22 protein-coding genes and 1 pseudogene are annotated in these 22,091 nt (G+C 39.5%); 20 read left to right on the plus strand and 3 right to left on the minus strand.

The annotated features are described in order from the left end of the window. The first annotated feature begins 266 nt into the window (after positions 1-266). The 5 genes from glpK (at position 267) to KFO35_RS11650 (ending at position 7,228) form a co-directional block, all read left to right on the plus strand. Positions 267-1,763, plus strand: coding sequence for a glycerol kinase GlpK (glpK, locus tag KFO35_RS11630; protein WP_156272325.1), 1,497 nt, complete (start codon positions 267-269; stop codon positions 1,761-1,763). A 13-nt stretch (positions 1,764-1,776) separates the two neighbouring features. Continuing rightward, positions 1,777-3,600 carry a type 1 glycerol-3-phosphate oxidase gene (gene glpO, locus KFO35_RS11635; protein ID WP_002315971.1) on the plus strand — a complete coding sequence of 608 codons (1,824 nt, stop codon included), beginning with the start codon at positions 1,777-1,779 and terminating at the stop codon, positions 3,598-3,600. Further along, positions 3,601-4,317 carry an MIP/aquaporin family protein gene (locus tag KFO35_RS11640; protein WP_002292560.1) on the plus strand — a complete coding sequence of 239 codons (717 nt, stop codon included), beginning with the start codon at positions 3,601-3,603 and terminating at the stop codon, positions 4,315-4,317. Positions 4,318-4,622: 305 nt separating this feature from the next. Next, positions 4,623-6,551, plus strand: a complete 1,929-nt coding sequence (locus KFO35_RS11645; RefSeq protein ID WP_002315970.1) for an endonuclease MutS2 — start codon at positions 4,623-4,625, stop codon at positions 6,549-6,551. Positions 6,552-6,673: 122 nt separating this feature from the next. Then, a complete protein-coding gene (locus KFO35_RS11650; protein WP_002315969.1) occupies positions 6,674-7,228 on the plus strand; it encodes a CDP-alcohol phosphatidyltransferase family protein in 555 nt (184 codons plus the stop codon). Between the two features lie 160 nt (positions 7,229-7,388). On the opposite strand, the gene KFO35_RS11655 is transcribed toward KFO35_RS11650, so the two are convergent. Then, on the minus strand, positions 7,389-7,703 hold the full coding sequence (locus KFO35_RS11655) for a DsrE family protein (protein WP_025477365.1): 315 nt from the start codon (positions 7,701-7,703) through the stop codon (positions 7,389-7,391). Positions 7,704-7,716: 13 nt separating this feature from the next. Further along, on the minus strand, positions 7,717-7,977 hold the full coding sequence (locus KFO35_RS11660; RefSeq protein ID WP_002292566.1) for a metal-sensitive transcriptional regulator: 261 nt from the start codon (positions 7,975-7,977) through the stop codon (positions 7,717-7,719). A gap of 169 nt (positions 7,978-8,146) precedes the next feature. Here KFO35_RS11660 and KFO35_RS11665 point away from each other — a divergent pair, with 169 nt between their 5' ends. From KFO35_RS11665 to KFO35_RS11690, 6 genes and pseudogenes are all read left to right on the plus strand, one after another. Beyond that, complete coding sequence (locus KFO35_RS11665; protein ID WP_025477364.1) at positions 8,147-8,461, plus strand: rhodanese-like domain-containing protein; 315 nt, start codon at positions 8,147-8,149, stop codon at positions 8,459-8,461. A gap of 1 nt (position 8,462) precedes the next feature. Further along, complete coding sequence (locus KFO35_RS11670; protein WP_002315965.1) at positions 8,463-10,118, plus strand: FAD-dependent oxidoreductase; 1,656 nt, start codon at positions 8,463-8,465, stop codon at positions 10,116-10,118. An 82-nt stretch (positions 10,119-10,200) separates the two neighbouring features. Continuing rightward, entirely contained in the window at positions 10,201-12,336 is a 2,136-nt protein-coding gene (locus KFO35_RS11675) for a HelD family protein (protein ID WP_025477363.1), read from the plus strand. A 173-nt stretch (positions 12,337-12,509) separates the two neighbouring features. Then, positions 12,510-13,019 carry a hypothetical protein gene (locus KFO35_RS11680; protein ID WP_002315963.1) on the plus strand — a complete coding sequence of 170 codons (510 nt, stop codon included), beginning with the start codon at positions 12,510-12,512 and terminating at the stop codon, positions 13,017-13,019. Then, positions 13,016-14,320: pseudogene (locus KFO35_RS11685) on the plus strand (glycosyltransferase family 2 protein). Before KFO35_RS11680 ends, KFO35_RS11685 begins: the two are co-directional and overlap by 4 nt. Before the next feature lie 107 nt (positions 14,321-14,427). After that, the gene (locus KFO35_RS11690) at positions 14,428-15,285 is read left to right on the plus strand and encodes an LPXTG cell wall anchor domain-containing protein (protein WP_002315960.1); all 858 of its coding nucleotides are present in this window, start codon (positions 14,428-14,430) and stop codon (positions 15,283-15,285) included. Between the two features lie 110 nt (positions 15,286-15,395). Here the strand turns inward: KFO35_RS11690 and KFO35_RS11695 are convergent, their stop codons facing one another. Then, the gene (locus KFO35_RS11695) at positions 15,396-15,716 is read right to left on the minus strand and encodes a putative heavy metal-binding protein (protein ID WP_002315959.1); all 321 of its coding nucleotides are present in this window, start codon (positions 15,714-15,716) and stop codon (positions 15,396-15,398) included. 152 nt (positions 15,717-15,868) lie between these two features. On the opposite strand from KFO35_RS11695, the gene dhaM reads away from it, so the two are divergent. The 9 genes from dhaM (at position 15,869) to KFO35_RS14235 (ending at position 22,061) form a co-directional block, all read left to right on the plus strand. Next, complete coding sequence (gene dhaM, locus KFO35_RS11700) at positions 15,869-16,264, plus strand: dihydroxyacetone kinase phosphoryl donor subunit DhaM (protein ID WP_002304157.1); 396 nt, start codon at positions 15,869-15,871, stop codon at positions 16,262-16,264. Next, entirely contained in the window at positions 16,239-17,249 is a 1,011-nt protein-coding gene (gene dhaK / locus KFO35_RS11705) for a dihydroxyacetone kinase subunit DhaK (RefSeq protein ID WP_002329626.1), read from the plus strand. Before dhaM ends, dhaK begins: the two co-directional genes overlap by 26 nt. A gap of 28 nt (positions 17,250-17,277) precedes the next feature. Continuing rightward, the gene (dhaL, locus tag KFO35_RS11710) at positions 17,278-17,883 is read left to right on the plus strand and encodes a dihydroxyacetone kinase subunit DhaL (protein ID WP_002315957.1); all 606 of its coding nucleotides are present in this window, start codon (positions 17,278-17,280) and stop codon (positions 17,881-17,883) included. A gap of 125 nt (positions 17,884-18,008) precedes the next feature. Next, on the plus strand, positions 18,009-18,668 hold the full coding sequence (locus KFO35_RS11715) for an HI_0552 family protein (protein ID WP_002315956.1): 660 nt from the start codon (positions 18,009-18,011) through the stop codon (positions 18,666-18,668). A gap of 380 nt (positions 18,669-19,048) precedes the next feature. Beyond that, complete coding sequence (locus KFO35_RS11720) at positions 19,049-19,564, plus strand: hypothetical protein (RefSeq protein WP_002315955.1); 516 nt, start codon at positions 19,049-19,051, stop codon at positions 19,562-19,564. Next, entirely contained in the window at positions 19,564-20,922 is a 1,359-nt protein-coding gene (locus KFO35_RS11725) for a Tle-like phospholipase domain-containing protein (protein ID WP_025477361.1), read from the plus strand. The genes KFO35_RS11720 and KFO35_RS11725 overlap by 1 nt, the downstream gene beginning before the upstream one ends. Before the next feature lie 16 nt (positions 20,923-20,938). Continuing rightward, positions 20,939-21,250, plus strand: coding sequence for a hypothetical protein (locus KFO35_RS11730; RefSeq protein ID WP_024635416.1), 312 nt, complete (start codon positions 20,939-20,941; stop codon positions 21,248-21,250). A gap of 18 nt (positions 21,251-21,268) precedes the next feature. Continuing rightward, on the plus strand, positions 21,269-21,532 hold the full coding sequence (locus KFO35_RS11735; RefSeq protein ID WP_002315952.1) for a hypothetical protein: 264 nt from the start codon (positions 21,269-21,271) through the stop codon (positions 21,530-21,532). 418 nt (positions 21,533-21,950) lie between these two features. Then, positions 21,951-22,061, plus strand: a complete 111-nt coding sequence (locus KFO35_RS14235; RefSeq protein WP_162499746.1) for a cadmium ABC transporter ATPase — start codon at positions 21,951-21,953, stop codon at positions 22,059-22,061. Positions 22,062-22,091: the final 30 nt, after the last annotated feature.

Here is a 22,091-nt window from a genome sequence, read left to right on the forward strand (position 1 = left end):
AAATAAGACTCTATTATTACAAGTTCATCCGTTGTAAGATGGGTATAGGTCATTTGTACTCACTCCTTATAATTCTTTGGTCGGAACTATTTTGAGTGTAGCACAAATGACTTTTTTAGTTGTCTAGCTTAATTTTACAATCGGCGTAATAAAAAACTGTCAAAAAAAAGAAAAAAAGAATAAAATTTTGACAGTTTCTTTTTTTAAATGAGTAGTATGATAAAAGCAGTTAAAGAAAGCGTTTGCAGATAATGGAGGGAATCACAATGACAGAACCAACGTATATCATGGCGATTGACCAAGGTACAACTAGCTCACGAGCAATTATCTTTGACAAGAAAGGAAGACATATCGGCAGTTCTCAAAAAGAGTTCACGCAATATTTCCCGCAAGAAAGCTGGGTTGAACATGATGCAAATGAAATCTGGAATTCTGTACAGTCAGTTATTGCCGGAGCTTTCATCGAATCAGGGATCAAACCAAACCAGATTGCTGGGATTGGCATAACGAACCAGCGTGAAACAACAGTAATCTGGGAAAAAGATACAGGACGTCCAATCTATCATGCAGTTGTTTGGCAATCCAGACAATCAGCTGGAATTGCAGATAACTTAAAAAATGAAGGATATCAAGAATTTTTCCACGAAAAAACAGGACTAGTGATCGATGCCTATTTCTCAGCAACGAAGATTCGCTGGATTCTTGATCATGTAGAAGGTGCGCAAGAACGCGCTGAAAAAGGCGAGTTAATGTTTGGAACGATTGATTCGTGGTTAGTATGGAAACTGACCGATGGACAAGCACATGTTACTGATTACTCGAATGCCAGTCGGACGATGTTGTTCAATATCCATCAGCTAGATTGGGATCAGGAAATTTTGGATTTATTGAATATTCCTCGAGTGATGTTACCAAAAGTTACTTCTAACTCAGAAGTTTATGGTTATACGCAAGGTTATCATTTTTATGGAAGCGAAGCACCAATTTCAGGGATGGCAGGAGACCAGCAAGCTGCATTATTCGGACAAATGGCATTCGAACCAGGTATGGTCAAGAATACTTATGGTACAGGTTCATTTATTGTCATGAATACCGGTGAAAAACCGCAATTATCCAAAAATAATTTATTGACGACAATTGGTTACGGTATAAATGGAAAGGTTTACTATGCTTTAGAAGGAAGTATTTTTGTGGCTGGTTCTTCGATTCAATGGCTGAGAGATGGTCTTCAAATGTTGCAAAAGGCTAGTGATTCGGAAGCCGCGGCAAAACGCTCCACAAACGAAGATGAGGTCTATGTTGTTCCTGCATTTGTTGGACTGGGTGCTCCTTATTGGGATCAGGCAGCACGAGGGGCTATGTTTGGTTTGACACGTGGAACGACAAAAGAAGATATCATTAAAGCTACTTTGCAGTCGATTGCCTATCAAGTGAGAGATATCATCGATACGATGCAAGATGACACTGGAATCAACATTCCTGTATTGAAAGTGGATGGCGGTGCAGCAAATAATGAATATCTGATGCAATTCCAAACAGATATCTTGAATGTACCGATCCAACGAGCAGAAAACTTGGAAACAACAGCACTAGGGGCAGCATTTTTAGCAGGATTAGCTGTCGGCTATTGGAAAGATACAGACGAGATTCGTGAATTTTATGAAGCTGGCAAGCTATTTGAAGTTCAAATGGAGGAAGAGCGCCGAGAAAAACTTTACAATGGCTGGAAAAAAGCAGTAAAAGCTACCCAAGCATTTGAATAAGGAGGAAATCCATATGTTTTCAAACAAGACAAGACAAGATAGCATTCAAAAAATGCAGCAAGAAGAATTGGATCTGTTGATCATCGGTGGCGGAATCACTGGTGCCGGTGTGGCAGTCCAGGCAGCAGCATCAGGAATCAAAACAGGATTGATCGAAATGCAAGATTTTGCAGAAGGGACGTCCTCTCGCTCGACCAAACTTGTGCATGGCGGTATTCGTTATCTGAAAACATTTGATGTGGAAGTAGTAGCTGACACAGTTGGTGAACGTGCAGTCGTACAAGGTATTGCCCCACACATCCCAAAACCAGATCCAATGCTTTTACCAATCTATGAAGATGAAGGAGCAACAACCTTCAATATGTTCTCTGTCAAAGTAGCAATGGACCTTTACGACAAACTGGCAAATGTGACAGGAACTAAATATGAGAACTATACCCTGACACCAGAAGAAGTATTGGAAAGAGAACCATTTTTGAAAAAAGAAGGGCTAAAAGGTGCAGGTGTTTATCTGGATTTCCGCAACAATGATGCCCGTTTAGTGATCGATAATATCAAAAAGGCTGCAGAAGATGGGGCTTATCTAGTAAGTAAAATGAAAGCGGTTGGCTTTTTATATGAGGGCGATCAAATCGTTGGTGTCAAAGCTCGTGATCTGCTGACAGATGAAGTGATAGAGATCAAAGCAAAATTAGTGATCAATACGAGTGGTCCTTGGGTAGATAAAGTACGGAACTTGAATTTTACGCGTCCAGTCTCTCCTAAAATGCGTCCAACCAAAGGAATCCATTTAGTCGTAGATGCGAAAAAACTGCCTGTACCGCAACCCACATACTTCGATACAGGAAAACAAGATGGGCGGATGGTTTTTGCTATCCCAAGAGAAAACAAAACTTACTTTGGTACGACAGATACGGATTACCAAGGAGACTTTACGGATCCAAAAGTCACACAAGAAGACGTGGATTATCTATTGGATGTAATCAACCATCGCTATCCAGAAGCAAATATCACATTGGCAGATATCGAAGCAAGCTGGGCAGGGCTTCGTCCACTATTGATTGGTAATTCTGGTTCTGATTATAATGGCGGAGATAACGGATCGATTTCAGACAAGAGCTTCAATAAAGTGGTTGATACAGTAAGTGAATATAAGGAAAATAAAGTTTCTCGTGCTGAAGTAGAAGATGTGTTGAACCATTTGGAAAACAGCCGCGACGAAAAAGCACCTTCTACGATTTCCAGAGGTAGTTCTTTAGAAAGAGAACCAGATGGCTTGTTGACTTTATCAGGTGGGAAAATCACTGATTACCGTAAGATGGCAGAAGGAGCTTTACGATTGATTCGTCAGCTGTTAAAAGAAGAATACGGAATAGAGACGAAAGAAATCGACTCTAAAAAATATCAGATTTCAGGTGGAAACTTCGATCCAACGAAATTAGAAGAAACAGTGAGGGAATTAGCAAAAGAAGGAGTAGCAGCCGGTTTAGAGGAAGAAGATGCTACTTATATCGCTGATTTTTACGGGACTAATGCTCGACGTATCTTTGAATTAGCAAAAGAAATGACACCTTATCCTGGTTTGAGTCTCGCTGAGTCAGCTCGGTTACGTTATGGCTTAGAAGAAGAAATGGTTTTAGCCCCAGGTGATTATCTCATTCGTCGGACGAATCATCTGTTGTTTGAACGAGACCAGCTGGATGAGATCAAGCAACCTGTGATCGATGCAATTGCTGAGTATTTTGGGTGGACAGAAGAAGAGAAGGCGCAACAGACTAAACGTTTAGAAGCATTGATCGCAGAATCAGATCTGCGGGAACTAAAGGGGGAGAAATAAATGAACAGTGATATGACTCAAATCATGGGGGAGTTTATTGGGACATTGATCCTAGTTTTGCTTGGAGATGGTGTGTGTGCGGCTGTGAATCTAAACAAAAGTAAAGCACAAGCTTCTGGCTGGATTGTCATTGCGTTTGGTTGGGGACTCGCTGTAACAATGGCTGTCTATATTTCTGGATTCATGGGCCCAGCTCATTTGAATCCTGCAGTCTCTCTAGCTATGGCGATGACAGGGGCAATTAGTTGGAATCTTGTCGTTCCTTTCATCATTGCGCAAGTTTTAGGAGCTTTTGCAGGGGCCATTCTTGTTTGGCTTTCTTATTTGCCACATTGGAATGCAACGAAAGATGAAAGTGCGATTTTGGGTACGTTTGCAACAGGTCCTGCTATACGGAACTATCCAGCAAATGTAATCACAGAATTAATTGGTACTTTTGTATTAGTTCTTGGGTTGCTAGCTTTTGGACAAAACGAATTTGCACCTGGAACGAACGTATTCGCTGTAGGTGGATTGATCTTAGCCATCGGTCTTTCATTAGGAGGACCAACAGGATACGCAATCAACCCTGCTCGGGACTTTGGTCCTCGATTAGCACATGCGGTATTGCCAATAGCTAATAAAGGAACTTCAGATTGGGCATATTCATGGGTACCAATCGCAGGTCCAATGATCGGAGCAATTATCGCGGTAGGTGTCTATTCATTAATGGTGTAAATCTATAAAACATACTAAGGTTTGACAATCAAAAGGCGTCTTGCTATAGTTAAGTGGAAAATAAATAAGACCTAGAAGAATGGGGAATGTTTTGTGAGTGTAGCTGGTATCTAATCAGTAAGTCGAATAGCCAATAAACAAGGTTTATTTGGTGTGCTTATGAAACGGTACCTGTCAGGAAAACAATATCTTTGTATTCTAATAAGGATAGGACATGACTTTTTTAAGCTGTGTTCTATCCTTTTATTTATCTCTAGGCCCTTATTTATTTTGGGACAGGTATCTCTTCAAGAAAAGGAGAGAGTATGAACAACGAAATGATTAGTCAATTACAATTTGATCAGATCAAAAAGGAAATCCAAGCAAGAGCAATCGGAAACTATAGCAAAAAACGAATCAGTAAGATGACGACCTCGTCAAACCTACAAACCGTCTTGGATCGTCAAGAAGAAACAAGAGAAGCACGCTTGATCTTAGAAAGTAGTCAGCATGTTCCATTTATGGGATTGCCGAGGATTGATGCACTGACAGAACAAGTCAAAAAAGGATTGGTTCTGTCGCCCGCTGATTTGATCGAATATGCGGATTTTCTAAGAAGCAGTCGGATGATCACAAAGTTTTTTGATAAGAATCAATACCAGGCACCTTTGTTATTTGCTTATAGCAAGCATCTTCCTGATTTGATAAATGTAGAAGAGTTGATTGACCAAAAAATAAAAAATAATAAAGTCAGTGACGATGCTTCACGTAATTTGCGTAAAGTACGCAAACAATTACAAATAATAGAAAAAGAAATCCAGTCAAAATTGCTGAAATTCTTGCGTCATCCGAAAAACAAAGAAATGATCCAAGAAGCAATAATCGTTCAAAAAGGTGAATGCTATACGATTCCTATCAAAGCCAGCTATAAAAATAAAGTAGATGGGACGATCATCGATGAATCGAACAAAGGAACGACGGTTTTTATTGAACCGACTGTGGTTTCTAAACTGAATGAACACTATCAGTTGTTAAAAGCTGAAGAAATCAGTGAAGAATATCAAGTTCTGGCTGCATTGACTGGTGCTATTGCAGAAAATGAAGAAGCAATCGATTTATTGATCGAAACGATGACGGTATTAGACATCATTTTTGCTCGGGCAAAATTCAGTCGAGAAATCAATGGGATCACGCCTAAAATCAATAAATCAGAACATATCGTCATCAAACAAGGCAGACATCCATTTTTACCTGATCATGCGGTACCATTGGATGTTGAAATCGGTAAAGACTATCGAGGCTTGATTATTACCGGAGCAAATGCCGGCGGCAAAACAGTCGTGTTGAAGACGGTCGGTTTATTGACTTTGATGGCGATGTTCGGCATGCAAGTTCCGGCAAAAGAAGGGACAGAGCTTGCTGTCTTTGATGAGGTTTTCGTCGATGTCGGTGACCACCAAAATTTAGAAAATGCGTTGAGTACATTTTCTGGTCATATGCAAAACATCGCTGCTATTTTGAAAAAGATAAAAAGGAATACATTGGTACTTCTGGATGAGATTGGCAGTGGAACAGAGCCAAATGAAGGGGCTGCATTAGCGATCGCAATCATGGAATCTATGTATGAGCAGGGGGCATTGATCATTGCCACGACCCATTATGGAGAAATTAAGAAATTTGCTAGGGATCATGAAGATTTTGTGCCGGCTGCTATGGCTTTCGATCGGGAAGCACTTCGTCCTAAATATCAATTGCGTGTTGGAGAAACAGGAGAAAGCCAAGCTTTATGGATTGCTCATAAAATGGCTATGTCTATGAAATTGATCCAGCAAGCAGAGCGTTACCTGGAGGAAAAAGCCTATCGGACACAGAAAAAAGAATTTCCTCCTAAGACAGCAGGTATAAATAGGAAGGACAATAAAAAAGAACGCCAGCTCTTTGCAAAAGGCGATCGAATATTTGTGAATGAATACCAAAAAGAAGCATTAGTTTATGAGGATATAGGTGAAGATACGATTGCCGTATATTTAGAAAAAGAAATGATCCGTGTGCCTCGTCAGCGTGTTCGTCTGGTGCGTTCAGCAGAAAATCTGTACCCGACAGGTTACGATTTAGACAGTCTGTTTGTTGATTTTAAAACACGGAAACAGCAGCGTGATCTAGAGCGAGGATCAAAAAAAGCCCATAAAGCGTTAGTAAAAGAAATGCGTAAACGACAGGAAGAAAGAAGAGCAAAAGATGAAAACAACAAGTGATTATTTCAGACCAACGCATATGATCAGTGATTGCAAAAAAAATAACAGCAGTAAAATCATTGGTTTTATTCTCTATGTAAGCTAAAATAAAAAAAAGAGTGCTGAGGAGGTGGGACGGTCAAATGAAAATAAGCACAAACTGGCGTAAAGAAATCCAAACAATTCCGAATCTTTTATCGATATTCCGTATTCTCTTGCTGCCGATTTATCTTTATTTTGTGCTGAGACAGTCGTTTTATGTAGCAGGAGTGGTCATTGTTGTCTCAGGTTTGTCTGATTATCTAGATGGGGTCATTGCTCGGAGATATAATCAGGTAACAGACTTAGGTAAGGTGCTTGATCCGTTTGCAGATAAATTGACACAACTTTTTCTGATTTTGTCTATGGCATGGTATCGACCGTGGCTTTGGCTGTTGTTTGGTCTATTCTTGATAAAAGAAGGCTTTATGTTTGTAGCTGGATTAATCGGGCTATCTAAAAATATCAAATTAAGTGGTGCGAAGTGGTATGGCAAAGTAGCGACTGCTGTCATCTATGTTGGCATGATCCTTTTGCTGCTTTTCCCAGAATTACCAACGCTGTGGGTGAGAGTCATTTTTGCCGTCATCACTTACGGTCTTTTACAATCTTTTGTCTTGTATGCTGTCGAGTACCGAAAGATGTTTCAAAGAAAATAAAGAAGGGGTGTGACCTATGTCGCACTCCTTTTTTTGATAAATAGACTCCCAATAGCTACTTCTCGATAATAAGCCAACCAAACCAAAAACATGAGAAGTTGTTTTTAAAATTATTTCTTGTAACTCGGAGTTAAATGGGTAGGCTCACAACCTCTACTGACTAAGGCTTGATATAAGCATAACCTTGGGATTGCAGTTTAACTAAATCAAGTACACCTGCTGGTACAACGATTACTTGTTCAGGTAAAGAACTTTCTGAAATATGATTAGCACGCATAGCATTCGCACAAGCGTGAAAAACGACTTCTTTCAAATCTAAGAATTCTGCATTGGCAAAGTCTAGATAACCGGTAATTGCGATACCGTTGACGGAAACGACGATCGTCGTTTCAGGAGAAGCTTTTATCAGGTTTTTTACGTTTTTCCCTGTTTCTGACCATTTTTCTAATTCATCAATATGGAAAACGACTTTCATTGAAATTATTCCTTTACTTTTTAATAATCATCTTGATCGCTTGCTCTAATTTAGCCGCTTGTTCTTCTGGATTACTATCGGGATTTTCAAAGCAATTTTTCAGATTATCTGCAACGATCATTCCCATTACGCGATCAATGCTGGAACGAACAGCGCTTAATTGAGTGATGACATCCATACATTCTTTTTCATCTTCGATCATTTTTTGGATACCACGAATTTGCCCCTCTGTACGTTTCAAACGGTTCAGGATATTTTTATTCTCAATCTCCATAGCACATTCTCCTCTATTTTTTATAACTCGATAATACCCCTAATCGGTATTTTATGCAAATATAAAAAGCAGTTAAAAAAATGAAGAGTCATTCTGGTTGACAGAATAAGAAAGCTCCTGTTTAATATACCCCGTAAGGTATTTATAAAATATAAACGAGGTGCAGAAAATGAGTTTGTTATTTCAGCCAATAAAATCGATAACAGTCCCAGAATTAAAGGAAAAGCTTTTAGAAAAGTCAGTATTACTTGATGTTAGAACACCTGTAGAATACCGGGGCGGGCATATAAAAGGAGCTAAAAATATTCCATTACAAAGCATAAACAGATATGATGGAGACAAAGAAAAGACCGTTTATGTGATTTGTCAATCAGGGATGAGGAGTAAACAAGCAGCAAAAGAATTAAAGAAATCTGGTTATGATGTGGTGAATGTACGTGGCGGTATGAATCAATGGTTTGATCGAACAGTAGGAGGGAAATAAGATGAAAATCGTTATTGTCGGAGGTGTAGCAGGTGGAATGTCTGCTGCTACACGGCTTCGCCGATTAATGGAAGATGCAGAAATCGTTGTTTTTGAAAAAGGACCGTATGTTTCTTTTGCAAATTGCGGCTTGCCTTATTATCTTTCTGGTGAAATCAGTGACCGGGAAAATCTTCTTGTCCAAACGCCAGAATCATTATCCGCTCGTTTTTGTTTAGATGTGCGTCCAAATCATGAAGTGACAGCTATCTTTCCTGAAAACAAAACGGTAGAAGTCGTACATGAGGGTCAAAAACACTTGGAACAGTACGATGTATTGGTTTTATCTCCTGGTGCAAAACCAGTTGTTCCGTCGATTCCAGGGATAACAGAAGCCGACAATGTTTTTTCTATTAGAAATGTACCAGATATCGATAAAGTGATGCATGCATTAGAAAAACAGCCAAAGCGTGCCGTGATCGTTGGTGCAGGATTCATCGGATTGGAAATGGCAGAAAACCTAAAAAAAAGAGGTTTAGAAGTCATGGTGATCGAACAAGCACCGCATATTCTTCCGACACTGGATGAAGAAATGGCAGCTTTTATAGAAAAAGAATTGTCTCATCAAGGAGTAGAAGTGATTACTTCTCATGCTGTCGCTGGATTTGAAGACCATGGGAAACGATTGCGACTGGATGACGGGCGTACCATTCCTGCTGATTTAGTTATTTTATCCATTGGTGTTCGTCCTGATAACCAGCTAGCAGTGACTGCTGGAATCGAATTAGGTATACGCGGGGGTATCCTAGTAGACGAACGTTATCAAACGAATATTCCTGATATTTATGCGGTGGGGGATGCTATCGTTGTAAAACAGCCAATCACTGGAAAAGATGCACTTATTTCTCTTGCTTCACCAGCCAATCGTCAAGGTAGACAAGTTGCGGACACGATTTCCGGAATTTCTCGAAGAAATCAAGGCAGTATTGGCACAGCAATTATACGAACGTTTGGAATGACTGCCGCATCCACCGGATTAAGTGAAAGAACAGCCAAAGAAAACGAGCTGTCTTTTGAAGTCGTTCATGTGTCAGGAAAAGATCATGCAAGCTATTATCCAGAAGCAACAGATATTTTACTGAAGTTGATCTTCCATCCAGAGACTGGCGAGATTTATGGTGCACAAGGTGTTGGGGCAAAAGGTGTGGATAAACGGATCGATATTTTAGCAACAGCAATCAAAGGGCATTTGACGATCTTCGATTTGCCGGAGTTAGAATTGACGTATGCACCGCCATTTGGCTCAGCCAAAGATCCAGTAAACATGCTAGGATATGCAGCAATGAACATTGCAGAAGGGCTTAGTGAAACCGTACAATGGCAGGAATTGCCGACAGAATTAGCCAAAGGAAAAATTTTATTAGATGTGCGAACAGCAGAAGAATTGGAAAAAGGCAAATTCAAGGAAGCCAAACATATCCCTTTGAATGAACTTCGGGACCGATTAAATGAATTAGACAGCCAACAAGAATATATCGTCAGCTGTCATAGCGGATTACGTAGCTATCTAGCGGAAAGAATCTTGAAGCAGTCTGGCTACCACGTAAAAAACCTTGATGGTGCATTTTCTTTATATCAAACTGTCCGACCTGAAGAACTGATATATCCTAACAAATGATACTCGTTAAAAAGCTTGCATTCGACTCTTAAAAGAGGTAAACTAATCGGTTCCGCCACTTTAAAAAAAGAGGAGAATGTGTATGGTCAACACACAAAAGCAGTTAGAAGAAGCATATCTGAAGAACGTGTATCAAAAGCTAATCGATAAAAGAAACGAACTGCGTGAATCGATGGATACGGCAAAAGTAGAAGGAAACCAGTCGCTGAAAGAAATGGCTGGCGAGCTTCGATTGAATTTTGACAGTTACTTAGATAACCTGGATACTTTTTCGATGATTGAAATGAAAAATAGAGAAATCGATCAGATGAATATCAAACAGAAAAACGCAGAAAATCAGCTAGCAAAGATCGAACGTTTATTGAAAAGTCCCTACTTTGGAAAAGTCGTTGTAGACTTTCTGGATAATGAGCCAAAAGAATCCTTTTATATCGGTACAGCAAATTTCACAGATGATGCAGATGAAAATCTTGTTTATGATTGGCGTTCACCAATTGCCGAACTTTTTTACAATAACATGATTGGCCCATCTTCTTATACGGTTCGTCAAAATAAAATCGATACGGTTATCAAAGAAAGACGTCAATTTATTTTGGAAAGAGATCGTTTGGTCAAGTTTTTTGATACGTCTGTAGCTATCCAAGACGATGTGTTATTAGAAGTGTTAGGTCAAGATGAGACCAATGAAATGAATGCTATCACTGCTACGATCCAATCGGAACAAAACACAATCATTCGGGATGTGAAAAGTCAAAATATCTTGGTAAATGGCGTAGCAGGTAGTGGTAAAACCTCTGCTATCATGCAGCGTATTGCGTATCTGCTCTATTTATATCGAGATACGATGACATCTGATGACTTGCTGATTCTATCGCCTAATCATCGGTTCATCGACTATATTTCGAATGTCCTACCATCATTAGGCGAAAGAAATCCACTGAATCTAACCATCTTGCAGCTAGTTTCACAGCTTTCAGCAGAGGAAATAGAAGGTGAAGAAGCTTATTTCAAACGTATCACCAAAGAAAATGTATCAGAGCAAGCAGAACACTTGCGTAGTAAAGAGTATATTGATGATCTAAAACGATCAGATCCTTTGTTTCTAGATCATCCTGATTTTATCCGTGGACTTACTAAAAATGGAAAAACAGTTCTTTCTAAAAAAACGATCAAAAAAATATATGAGAAAGTCCCTGCTCATCCTAAATTGATCGACAGGCTTCAAGCAACGAAAAAGGCACTGATGAGCGAATGGAAGAATCATCTTTTGAAACAAGCAAAAAGTCCTGCTGTGCAGAATCAGGTACTCTCGTTGACAGAAGATAGACAGTTGAAATTATTCGGTGAATTGATTTCTGATGATTCGGAACAAAGTATCGCAGCTTATGCAAGGAAACTTTTACAAAAAAACTATCGAAAAATAACCAGACAAATCGAAGAAATGGCATGGGTGGATGAGCACCGATTGTTTGAAAGAATTTATGAAAAACGATATGGCTCAGCTTATGTTTGGCCACACACACGTACTGTTGATGAAGCAGTCATTTTATTAGCTATTCATCATTTGCTTGTTGAAAAGGTAAATGTACCAGCGTTTCGCTATCTATTGATTGATGAAGTACAAGATTATACCCTGGCACAATTAGGTCTATTGATCGAATTATTTCCAAAAACTCACTTTACTTTAGTAGGTGACGAGAATCAAGCAATCTTTAATTCTTCCACTACTTTTGCTGATATTATGCGTTGTTTCGACGACTACCATCTGCCGATCCATCGGTATGATCTTAGAAATAGTTACCGTTCTAGCGGAGCAATCACAGAGCTTTTCAAAACCTATGCTGTGGATCAAGAGAAGATCGACATCGTATCGATCCGACCGCAAGGAAAAGAACCCGAATACCGCTCTTTTCGATCCTCTGAAGAATTGTTGGAAATACTAGCTGAGATTTTGGCTTCTCTAAAAGGAGAAAAAGCGGCAATTATCACCCAAACAGAAGAGGAAACCCAAACGCTACAAGAATCGATTAAAAAAAGTTCATATGGATTAGAAAACTGCCAGATCATCCCTTTGAGTCTAGCAAAAGGACTGGAATTTGATCATGTAATCTTGTATCCATTTGAAAACGATAGAGATGAGCAAAGAAGACGCAGACAAATGTACACGGCGATATCTAGAGGAATGAAAAGCATTGTCGTATTGGAAAGAGAAACATAATTAAGAGATAAAAAAATAAAAAGAATAACTGATAAAAAGAACAAAATATTTTTCATTTGCCGATGAGAAATGTTTTGTTCTTTTTCTTAGGAAAAATTTAGGAACACTTTATGTGAAAAGAAATGAAAAGTATGGTAAACTCCTACGTCGTAACAAAAATGTGAGGTGAGGATATGAAAAAAGTAACAAGAGAAGAAGTTGCATCGATTTTGGTGAAAGATAAGTATTTTTCAAAAGGTAATTATTGGTTAAAAATTTGGCAAACGCTAGTGGCTCTTTTGGGTTGGATGATCGTTGTTCTTCCTTTTATATGGGTATTTTTCCCATTAACAAGACCAGAAAGAGCCAAAGATTTTTACTTGTACGCTTTTTTATTGGAAAAGAAAATGCTGTATTTCTTCATCGGCTTTTTTGCATTGATCTTTTTCAGCTTCCTGATTATCTCATTTGTGTTGACTAGATGGAACAATCGAAATTTGTATAGAAAAGTAAATAAGTCTTTTGAATATGAAGATGAAGAATTGAAAAAAAGACAAGAATTACTTGAAGAAATGTATACGGAACGTTTTGGAACAAAAGAAGAGAGAGAAACGGTCCGTTTTTATTCTGTCTCCGAAGAGAAAAATCTAGATACGACACTCATTGCAGATTTGTATAAAGAAAATGGGGTGGAACTGAAATGACCTCAATCACTCATACAGGTAATCAATTCCTAGATACTTGTTTGTCTATCATGTATTTTTTTCTCGTTTCTTACCCGATTTTAGGCGGATTTGCATGGTTTATTGGTGTCTGGTGTTATGTTTTTTTATACAAACATAAACAAAAAGAATGGGTAGATGTTCCATCGGGTGTCGAACCGTTCATTACGATCATGGTGCCAGCCCATAATGAAGAGATCGTGATCGAAGATACGATTGAGTATTTGATGACGAAATTGAATTATCACAACTATGAAGTATTAGTGACCGATGATGGTTCAACGGACCAAACACCAGAAATATTAGCCAGACTGATGAAAAAATACGCTAATCTTCGTGTGGTTCGGATCGAAAAAAATAAAGGGAAAGCCCATGCGTTTAATATCGGACTTGCCTTTGCAAAAGGGAAATTGATTTTAAGCAATGATGCAGATACGGTACCGGAACCAGATGCACTGAACAGGTATGTGAATTATTTCATTCGCCCTGGTGCAAGACATATTGCTGCGGTCACTGCAAATATGGATGTCCAAAATCGTACCAAGTTGATTGCAAAATCGCAAACGGTTGAATTCTCGAGTATCGTTGGTATCATCAAACGAACACAGTCAGCTGTTTTCGGTGGCCTTTATGCGTACAGTGGGGCAAATACGATGTATTGAAAAGAAGCCTTGATCGATGTGGGCGGATTCAGGCAAGATCGAGCGACAGAAGACATCAGTATTGCGTGGGATCATCAGTTGAATGATTGGGTATCTGTTTTTGCTCCTGGGATCATCTTTTTCATGGAAGTACCTGTGACGTTGAAGATGCTATATCGACAAAGAAAACGTTGGGCAAAAGGTGGAACAGAAGTCTGGTTGACGAATTTCAAAAAAGTGATGCTCCATCCTTTTGAACATATCGGAAGAACGATCATCTTCATTGATCAAACATTGAGTATTGTCTGGTCAATATTCTTTTGTATTTCCGTGATTCTTTTTATTGGATTGATTGGGCATTATGTGTACCAAGGAAACTATGAACAGATCTATGTCACTTTTACATTCAGTTTTGTGTTCATCTGCTTTGAAATGGTCGCAGGATTTTTCCAGTTGTTAGCTTCGCTGATTGTAGATGATCGACGAAGAAAATTGAAATATCTTCTTTTCGCGCCACTATATATGCTTTTGTTCTGGATAGTGAACGCGATAACGATCGTGACGACTTTCATTCCAGCAGTCAAAACGATTTTAGGTTATGGAAGCGGGACATGGAAAAGTCCGGAACGTACAAAAAAATAAAAGATGCACCGTTTTTTAGACAAACAGCCTGTTGTGTTTATGGTTCTTCCAATCATTTTTGCTTATAATAAGAAATTAGTTAAAAAGTAGTAAGGATGGGAAAAGTGATGAAAAAAAGAATGAAGCCGTTGATCTGGCCGATTGCTGTTTCCGGTATTTTCTTCTTCGGACATACGGCTTTTGCAGAAACTTCTGAACCTGCTCAAACAGAGCCTTCAACAACTATAAGCTCTTCTGATGCTGAAAACGGAACCTCGGAAACAGAAATGACTTCCAATGTACCGACAGATAACTCAGGAGAAACGATTTCGTTTTCAGAAGATACATCAACGAATAGTTCTACCTCTTCTGACCAAATCGATCATTTGCAAGACTTGGAAAATAAAAGAAAAGAACTCGAAGAAGCATTAGAAGCTGCAAAAAACAAATTGAAAGAAGACCAAGCAGCAATCGATCAAGATTTAGCTGATCTTAAAAATAAAGCAGGAAATGACCGTGCACAACTTGAGAAAAAGCTTGCTGAAGCGAAAGCAAAAGCGGAAGCTGTCCAAACAGATCTTGACGGGAAGATCCAACAAGCAAAAGAGTTCAATCAACAATTAGATCAGGTTGCTGAAACAGCTTCTGGAAAGCTAAGTCAAACTCAAGCGGATATCACAGCGGCCAGTCAAGCGATCCATGGAAAGATCAGCGAAGCGCAAACAGTTGCTGATGATTTTGAAGCAAAAAAAGCAGACTTAGCAGCTAGTTTCCAACGAATAAAAGATATTTTGCATTCGGCAGGAGAAAAATCAGTGGCCTCTGGAACCACGACAGAAACAGTTCAGCAAACGACAGAGCCATCCGAATCAACAAGTCAGACTTTACCAAAAACAAATGAAAAAACAGCTTCTGTCAATTATTCCTTCGTAGGCACAGGTGTGCTAGTTGCAGCAGCTTACGGAATCATTCGCAAAAAGAAATAAAAAAGAGAGAATGGGAAGGTAGTGAACCTCGAAGTTAGACTGAAAAATCTAACTCTTGGATCCCACTACATGTCCCATCTCTTTTTATTTATTAAGACAGCTATTCCTACTTATCTTGTGGAGACAGCTGTTCCACTACATGTGACCATCAGCATGCCATTGTCGCTGCCTAATACTTCGTAGTCCATTTTTACGCCGATGATTGCATCAGCTCCTAATGCTTTTGCACGTTCGGCCATTTCCGCAAGGGCTTCTTCTCTTGCGCCCATTAGTTCATTTTCATAACTTTTTGAACGGCCGCCAAAAACGTTTCGCAAACCAGCCCCCAAATCTTTCAATACATTGATTCCAGTAATAACTTCACCAAAAACGATTCCTTTATAAGCTACTACGGTTTTTCCTTCCACACTATTCGTGGTTGTTGTAATCATTTGATCACTCCTCTCTTTAATGAAAGTATAACAAAGTTCAAGATGCGCAACACATATTTTCCCAAAATTAGGAATTTATTATATACTTGAATTGTTCATTAATGAAAGCGAAACCAATCGTTAGCAACTATGTAAAAGAAAGGAAGATTCTTGTGAAAAAGAGTATTTTGCTTATTTCTCATAGTCAAAAAGTAACAGATGGTATTAAAGAAATGATTGAGCAGATGCAAAAATCCGAAGAGGTTCAGATCTTTTCTCTCGGCGGAATAAATGGCGAGATCGGATCAGACCCGATGAAAATCGTAGAAGCTGTCAATGAGTCAAGCGATGCAGCTAGTTATTTTGTTTTTGCGGATATCGGCAGCGCGGTATTGAATTCGGAATTGGCAAAAGACATGTTGGAAGAAGAACAGCAGCAACGTTATCATCTGGTGGATGCGCCTTTAGTGGAAGGAGCTTTTGCAGCAGCCATCACTGCCGGTATAACGGATGATACTCAGCAAATCTTAACAGAAGCACAAAATGCCGGAAAGAAAGGATGGGAATAAATTGAAAAAAATCATGAATGATCCAAGCAATATTGTCGAAGAAATGCTGGAAGGATTAGTAAAAAGCTATCCAGAACTTGTTCATCGTGTAGAATCTTCCCGCGTTGTAGCCAAGAATCAGAAAGCAGAACAAGTTGGTTTGGTTTCTGGTGGAGGAAGCGGACATGAACCATCCCATGCCGGGTTTGTAGGGGAAGGAATGTTAAGTGCAGCGGTGCTTGGTGATGTGTTTACTTCTCCAACTCCAGATCAGATTCAAACGGCTATCAAGGAAGCGGATAGTGGAAAAGGAGTTTTACTGATTGTTAAGAATTATACAGGGGATGCATTGAACTTCGATATGGCAAAGGAACTAGCTGCTATGGACGATATTGAAGTAGAAAGTGTGATCGTAGATGATGATATCGCCGTTGAAAATAGTACGTATACTGCTGGAAAACGCGGAGTTGCGGGTACTGTCCTTGTACACAAAATCGTGGGCGATGCAGCAAGAAACGGTGCTTCCCTAGCAGAGTTGAAAGAATTGGGAGAAAAGGTCGTACAGGCAACTAAAACGATCGGTGTAGCGCTTCGAGCAGCAACTGTACCAGAAGTAGGGAAACCAGGATTCGAACTAGGAGAAGATGAGATCGAGTATGGTGTTGGTATCCACGGTGAGCCAGGCTATCGTCGAGAAAAGATGCAGCCTTCTAAAGTACTGGCAAAGGAACTTGTTACTAAGATTTTAGATGATTACTCGAATTTGCCAAAAGAAGCAGGTGTATTCGTCAACGGAATGGGCGGGACGCCTTTGATGGAACAGTTCGTATTCATGAATGATGTTTTAGCTCTGTTGGAAGAAAGAGGCGTCAATGTAGTTTTCCGAAAAGTCGGTAATTTTATGACCTCACTAGATATGCAAGGCCTTTCTCTGACGCTGATCGACTTGACGGAGACACAATGGAAAGATTCTTTAGAAAGCAATGTACAGACGATTTCATGGTAAGACAATCTCAAGATAAAAGGGTGATAATATGAAACTAACCGTTCAAGAAATCCAAGAATGGCTCTCACAATTTGCAGAGGCAATCAATCAGAACAAACAATATCTCAGTGATCTAGATACCCCGATTGGCGATGGAGACCACGGAAATAATATGGGAAGAGGGGTTTCAGCTTATGAAGAAGCTTTTCAAACCGATCATCCTGAAACAATTAGTGATACATTCAAAGTATTCTCTATGGCGATGATATCGAAAGTTGGTGGTGCTTCTGGTCCGTTATACGGATCTGCATTCATGAACATGATGAAAGCGACAAAAGAGGTCGATTCTATTGATTCTCAAGAAAAATTAGGAGAAGTGATCGAGCAGGGAACAGCGGGTATTCAAAGCCGAGGAAAGGCAGAAGCTGACGATAAAACGATGTTAGATGTTTGGCTCCCAGTTACAGAGGCATTGAAAGCAGGAAATCTAACAAAAGAAATCATTGAACAGGCAAAAGAACACACCAAAGACTTGGTAGCTAAAAAAGGACGAGCTTCCTATCTAGGAGAGCGTGCAATCGGACATATCGACCCGGGAGCTGCTTCCAGTGCCATTTTATTTACGACACTACTCAATGTGATCAAAACTTCATGACCGTTCCTGTAAATGGAAACAGAGGCTGAACTCGAAAAGCAAGCAGTTGCTTTTTCGATTCAGCTTTTTTACAGTTGTTTCTTTTAAATAAGATAGTTAAAATAAAAAAGAAAAGAGGGAACAAAATGGATCTAATGAAAGAAGACTATCAGTTATTTGACAGAGACAATTATGCATTCAAACAACTCAAAGAAATACATACACCAGATGAAGTCGAACAAATCAAACAAGAATACAAAGCACATTGGCAAAAATGGAAAGAGATCCAACTCCAGACTGCTGCACTTTTGCCTGATACGTATGGCATGAGCAAACCTAAAATCGAGAGTTGGACGAATGGCTGGAATTTACGCAGTCATTTTTGGAGCGCGTACCGAAGCGAATCTCGTCAAGACGAGAATGCCTGTCTAGCAGTTTTGTTGAATCAAAAACAATACCAAATCTATTTGATGTATCAGCACTATAAAAGTGATACGAGAGAAGGAAGCGTTGAAGGATACAATCAATCGCTATCTTTACTGCAGGAATGGAGTACCCAGGTAGCGATTGAAGAATATTATATCTGGCCTCAGCCTGAAAATGAGCTGGAAGATCATTTGCCTTTATCCGTTTATTTATCAGATAAGAGCAAGCAAGAAGAGCTGCGAGAGACAATGGGCAATCGAACCTTCCAACTTGGCAAACTGTTTTTTTCTCCAAATGAATACACAAACATTGAAGAGAAAACTGCTGAGGCGCTCAAAGAACTAGCGCCATTGTATCATGCGATAAAAAATAAGTTATGAAAAAGCTGATTGCGTTGCGTACTAAATAGATGGCACATCATCGAATCCACTGCTCTCATGATGCAACATAAACAGACACCTGCGAAAAAATCATTTTTTTCGCAGGTGTCTGTTTGGTTTTTCCATCAGCCAAATCAGAATAAAAATTTAAACAAATCTAAAAACATAATGGTTAACGATCTCTAAAAAACAACGATTACTTGCGCCCTCTCATTCTTTTATATATATGTTTCGATTTACATAACAGAAAAAAAGAAAAAATATTCATTTCGTTATCAAACAAGGAAAAGTAAGAAATAGGCTTCTTTTTTCACTGATAAGCCTATGGTAAAATCCATTTAAAGCGTTTTCTTTGTGAAGGGAAGCAAGAAGGAGCAAGCATGAAAAAAATCATTTTCAGAGGAGTCATAGTCATCATTGCACTGAGTATAGGAGGGAAATTATTGATGGATAGAAGAGAAAAAGACAATGAAGAACTGCGTACCATCCAAACCGATCTGGCAAATTATTTGTATAATCATTATGAGATTTCAACAGTGGATGAAAAGCGAGAAAAGGAAATCTTCAAAGAATTTAATCAAGGTAAAGGAGACATGACTGAACAGGAATTTTTTGAAAGATTAGATTCTATAACTGAGTATATGGATATTGAGAAAATAGAATTTACAGGTTTTTCTGTAGGTCCGATGAAAGGGTTGGTAGTTGGATTTATCATCAATGATGTTTACCCAGATGAAACGACGCTAGATACGAGATCAGCCGAAACAAATAAGTGGCTGTATTCCTTCAACACTGGGAATACTAGGAATTCATATGTACTAACTAAAAAAAATTCTTCGACAGATGAAAAAATGCCTGAAGAAAACATTATCTATTATGACAAGGGAGTCAAGTGATGGACCAAAACAAAGAATTCTCTAAAGCAGTATATGGCGTTGAAACAGGGAAAGTAAAAGTCAACGAAAAAATCGTTGAGGATGAATATCTTGTTATTGATGTCATTGATACCGACAAACATACAATCGGAAAAGAAAAAACACCAAAGCAAAACGGTATGCAAGCCATGGTCGTGGCTGAAATCAAAGATGAATATAAAAGTAAGAAGCAAAATCAATTACAGCAAATTTCCGACTACCCCAAATCCGTCATCAAAAAAGACCTGACCATCGCCTACGCGGGCACTAAAAACTGGCAGGACTGGAAAACGAACATCCGAGAAGTCGGCTTCGAGGACAAACACGACAACGGCGCCTTCCAGTCTGCTTTAGCGTATGCCGATGCAATCGAAAAGACCTATTCTGTCAAAGACGGCTACACTATTTCCACGACCGGTCATTCTTTAGGTGGAGCGCAGGCAATCTATGTCGCTGTTTTAAAAGGTTATCACGGATTTACATATGCAGCGGCAGGCCCAGGCTTGAGTGAGAAGCAGCTCATGAATTATGAAGGGCAGATCATCAATCTGTATGACACTTCAGACATCGTGACTAGTGGCTGGCTGACTGGCGGGAAAGGCCAACTGCCATTTCACAGTTTCGGAATCGACAACGCCGGCTGGAAAAACTATGGACACGATCTAAATCAGTTCAATCTCGACAAAAACGGGAATTACATCGATAAATATGGCGATATCGTCATCTATTCCGACCAACATGGAGGGGTCGCCCTCGAACAGACCTTACTCGCCCAGCAAATCATCAAAAACAAAGCTATGATCCGTCAAATGGAGACATATGGCGAAAAAAATCAATGGGAGAAAGATCGGATTAGTCAACTGAAAGAAGAAAACAAGTGGCTCCAGCTACAAATCAGTGCTTTCTCCAAGCTAGTGACTTGGCGGAAAAGATTCACAGCGAGCAGCGGCGGTCTGTCGACCAATGAACAGATCTATTTAGACGACCAGCAGGCGCTGATGATCGTGAAACATGCGGCTTCCGTCTTCAATCAAGCGATGGAACAAGTGCTAGTCATTTACCAGCGTGGAATTCGTGATTTGGAACAGCTGTGGGCAGATGGTCTTGCGATGGTCCGCAGACAGACACCGCTTTTGTCTCAGAACGAAATGCTCGATGCTCTGCGAGAAGTCGGTTGTACAAAGCAGACGATCGTTGATGAACCTACGCAGGAATTCCGGGAAAAAATCTTCAAAATCAAGCAGCTTTCAGCAGAATTCTCTACCTTGGCAAAAGAGATCGAAGCGAAAATCAATGAGCTGGTCCAACGTGATCGGGACTTGGCACGACAATTATTTTAAAACAAGGAGTAGTGAGATGGAAAAAGAAAACCAGATTCATGAAACATACCGAAAAGAACGACTGCAGCTAGAAGATCAGGAAGATCAGCTCAGACAGATGCAAAAGAACATGCAGCAGCTGGCAGAAACGACTTATTCCAATATACGTTTTTCGGTGCGTTCCTTTGAATGCCCGAAGGATTCTTTGTATTTTGCACAAAAAGAACTCAGACGTTTAGAAGAGAGGTTCTCTCATGAATTGATGCAGAAACGAAAAAAAATCTATGATCAGCAAGATGAAGTCGAACGCCGTTATCGTGCTGATCTGCAACGATTAAACAAAAAGTAACAGGAAAGGAGATAATAAGTGATCGTTCTAGAGGAAAAAATTTGGGAAGACTACCAGAAAGAGATACAAAAAATCTCAGCAAGAGCTTTAGGGATTGCGATGACTCAAGACAAAGTCACGAAATGCAAAAAGGCGAAACAAGCCGCAGAGGTGGAAGCAAGCACGGCAAAAAAAGCGGTATCCTCTGCAACGACTGGATTGGAAAAAGCAGTAAAGGGTCGTTTCGGCAAAAAAGTAACAGCGGCATTTAGTAAAAAAAGCCGAATGTTAGTAAGTTTTTAGAAAATCAGCTACAGTAATAAAGAGGTTGTGAAAAAGCTATTCTGCATCAAGCAGTAAGAACAAGCAGAGAAAAATAGCTTTTCATATTTTTCATCTGATTGGGCTTAGTGTCGTAGATGCAAGCTTTTGAACACCGTTTAAGGAAGAGGTTGTGAAATCAGTGTTTTGACCTGAGTATTAGAGAAAAAAACGGAAAAATAGCTCCTCATATTTTGCCGTTTTTTGAGCTAATGCCGAGGGTCAGCTGATTGAACACCGTTTATTCAAAAAATAGGAGTTGTGACAAGGCGTTTGTCACAGCTCCTATTTGACATAAGCGGCAATTTTCAATTTTACTTATAGATAGTATCAAAAAATGATTTTAGGACATAAAACACTCATCACCATTATTACCGAGAGTCTGATCCTGGTGGCCGAGGTGGCAAGCGGTATGCTTTTCCATGAAATGAGTATTCTGATCGTGGTCATAAACGGCATGTGTCTGCTTACTTATCGCACAAAAAGAAAAATCTTGATACAAATCAATTAACCAAGTTAAAAGAACAAGTAGAATAACAAA

This window comes from Enterococcus lactis, from assembly GCF_015751045.1.
GTDB lineage: Bacteria > Bacillota > Bacilli > Lactobacillales > Enterococcaceae > Enterococcus_B > Enterococcus_B lactis.

Excerpts from the sequence above, each read along its gene's own strand:
- glpK (WP_156272325.1), top strand. The coding sequence starts at position 267 with ATGACAGAACCAACGTATATCATGGCGATTGACCAAGGTACAACTAGC.
- glpO (WP_002315971.1), top strand. The coding sequence starts at position 1,777 with ATGTTTTCAAACAAGACAAGACAAGATAGCATTCAAAAAATGCAGCAA.
- KFO35_RS11640 (WP_002292560.1), top strand. The coding sequence starts at position 3,601 with ATGAACAGTGATATGACTCAAATCATGGGGGAGTTTATTGGGACATTG.
- KFO35_RS11645 (WP_002315970.1), top strand. The coding sequence starts at position 4,623 with ATGAACAACGAAATGATTAGTCAATTACAATTTGATCAGATCAAAAAG.
- KFO35_RS11650 (WP_002315969.1), top strand. The coding sequence starts at position 6,674 with ATGAAAATAAGCACAAACTGGCGTAAAGAAATCCAAACAATTCCGAAT.
- KFO35_RS11655 (WP_025477365.1), bottom strand. The coding sequence starts at position 7,703 with ATGAAAGTCGTTTTCCATATTGATGAATTAGAAAAATGGTCAGAAACA.
- KFO35_RS11660 (WP_002292566.1), bottom strand. The coding sequence starts at position 7,977 with ATGGAGATTGAGAATAAAAATATCCTGAACCGTTTGAAACGTACAGAG.
- KFO35_RS11665 (WP_025477364.1), top strand. The coding sequence starts at position 8,147 with ATGAGTTTGTTATTTCAGCCAATAAAATCGATAACAGTCCCAGAATTA.
- KFO35_RS11670 (WP_002315965.1), top strand. The coding sequence starts at position 8,463 with ATGAAAATCGTTATTGTCGGAGGTGTAGCAGGTGGAATGTCTGCTGCT.
- KFO35_RS11675 (WP_025477363.1), top strand. The coding sequence starts at position 10,201 with ATGGTCAACACACAAAAGCAGTTAGAAGAAGCATATCTGAAGAACGTG.
- KFO35_RS11680 (WP_002315963.1), top strand. The coding sequence starts at position 12,510 with ATGAAAAAAGTAACAAGAGAAGAAGTTGCATCGATTTTGGTGAAAGAT.
- KFO35_RS11690 (WP_002315960.1), top strand. The coding sequence starts at position 14,428 with ATGAAAAAAAGAATGAAGCCGTTGATCTGGCCGATTGCTGTTTCCGGT.
- KFO35_RS11695 (WP_002315959.1), bottom strand. The coding sequence starts at position 15,716 with ATGATTACAACAACCACGAATAGTGTGGAAGGAAAAACCGTAGTAGCT.
- dhaK (WP_002329626.1), top strand. The coding sequence starts at position 16,239 with ATGCCGGAAAGAAAGGATGGGAATAAATTGAAAAAAATCATGAATGAT.
- dhaL (WP_002315957.1), top strand. The coding sequence starts at position 17,278 with ATGAAACTAACCGTTCAAGAAATCCAAGAATGGCTCTCACAATTTGCA.
- KFO35_RS11715 (WP_002315956.1), top strand. The coding sequence starts at position 18,009 with ATGGATCTAATGAAAGAAGACTATCAGTTATTTGACAGAGACAATTAT.
- KFO35_RS11720 (WP_002315955.1), top strand. The coding sequence starts at position 19,049 with ATGAAAAAAATCATTTTCAGAGGAGTCATAGTCATCATTGCACTGAGT.
- KFO35_RS11725 (WP_025477361.1), top strand. The coding sequence starts at position 19,564 with ATGGACCAAAACAAAGAATTCTCTAAAGCAGTATATGGCGTTGAAACA.
- KFO35_RS11730 (WP_024635416.1), top strand. The coding sequence starts at position 20,939 with ATGGAAAAAGAAAACCAGATTCATGAAACATACCGAAAAGAACGACTG.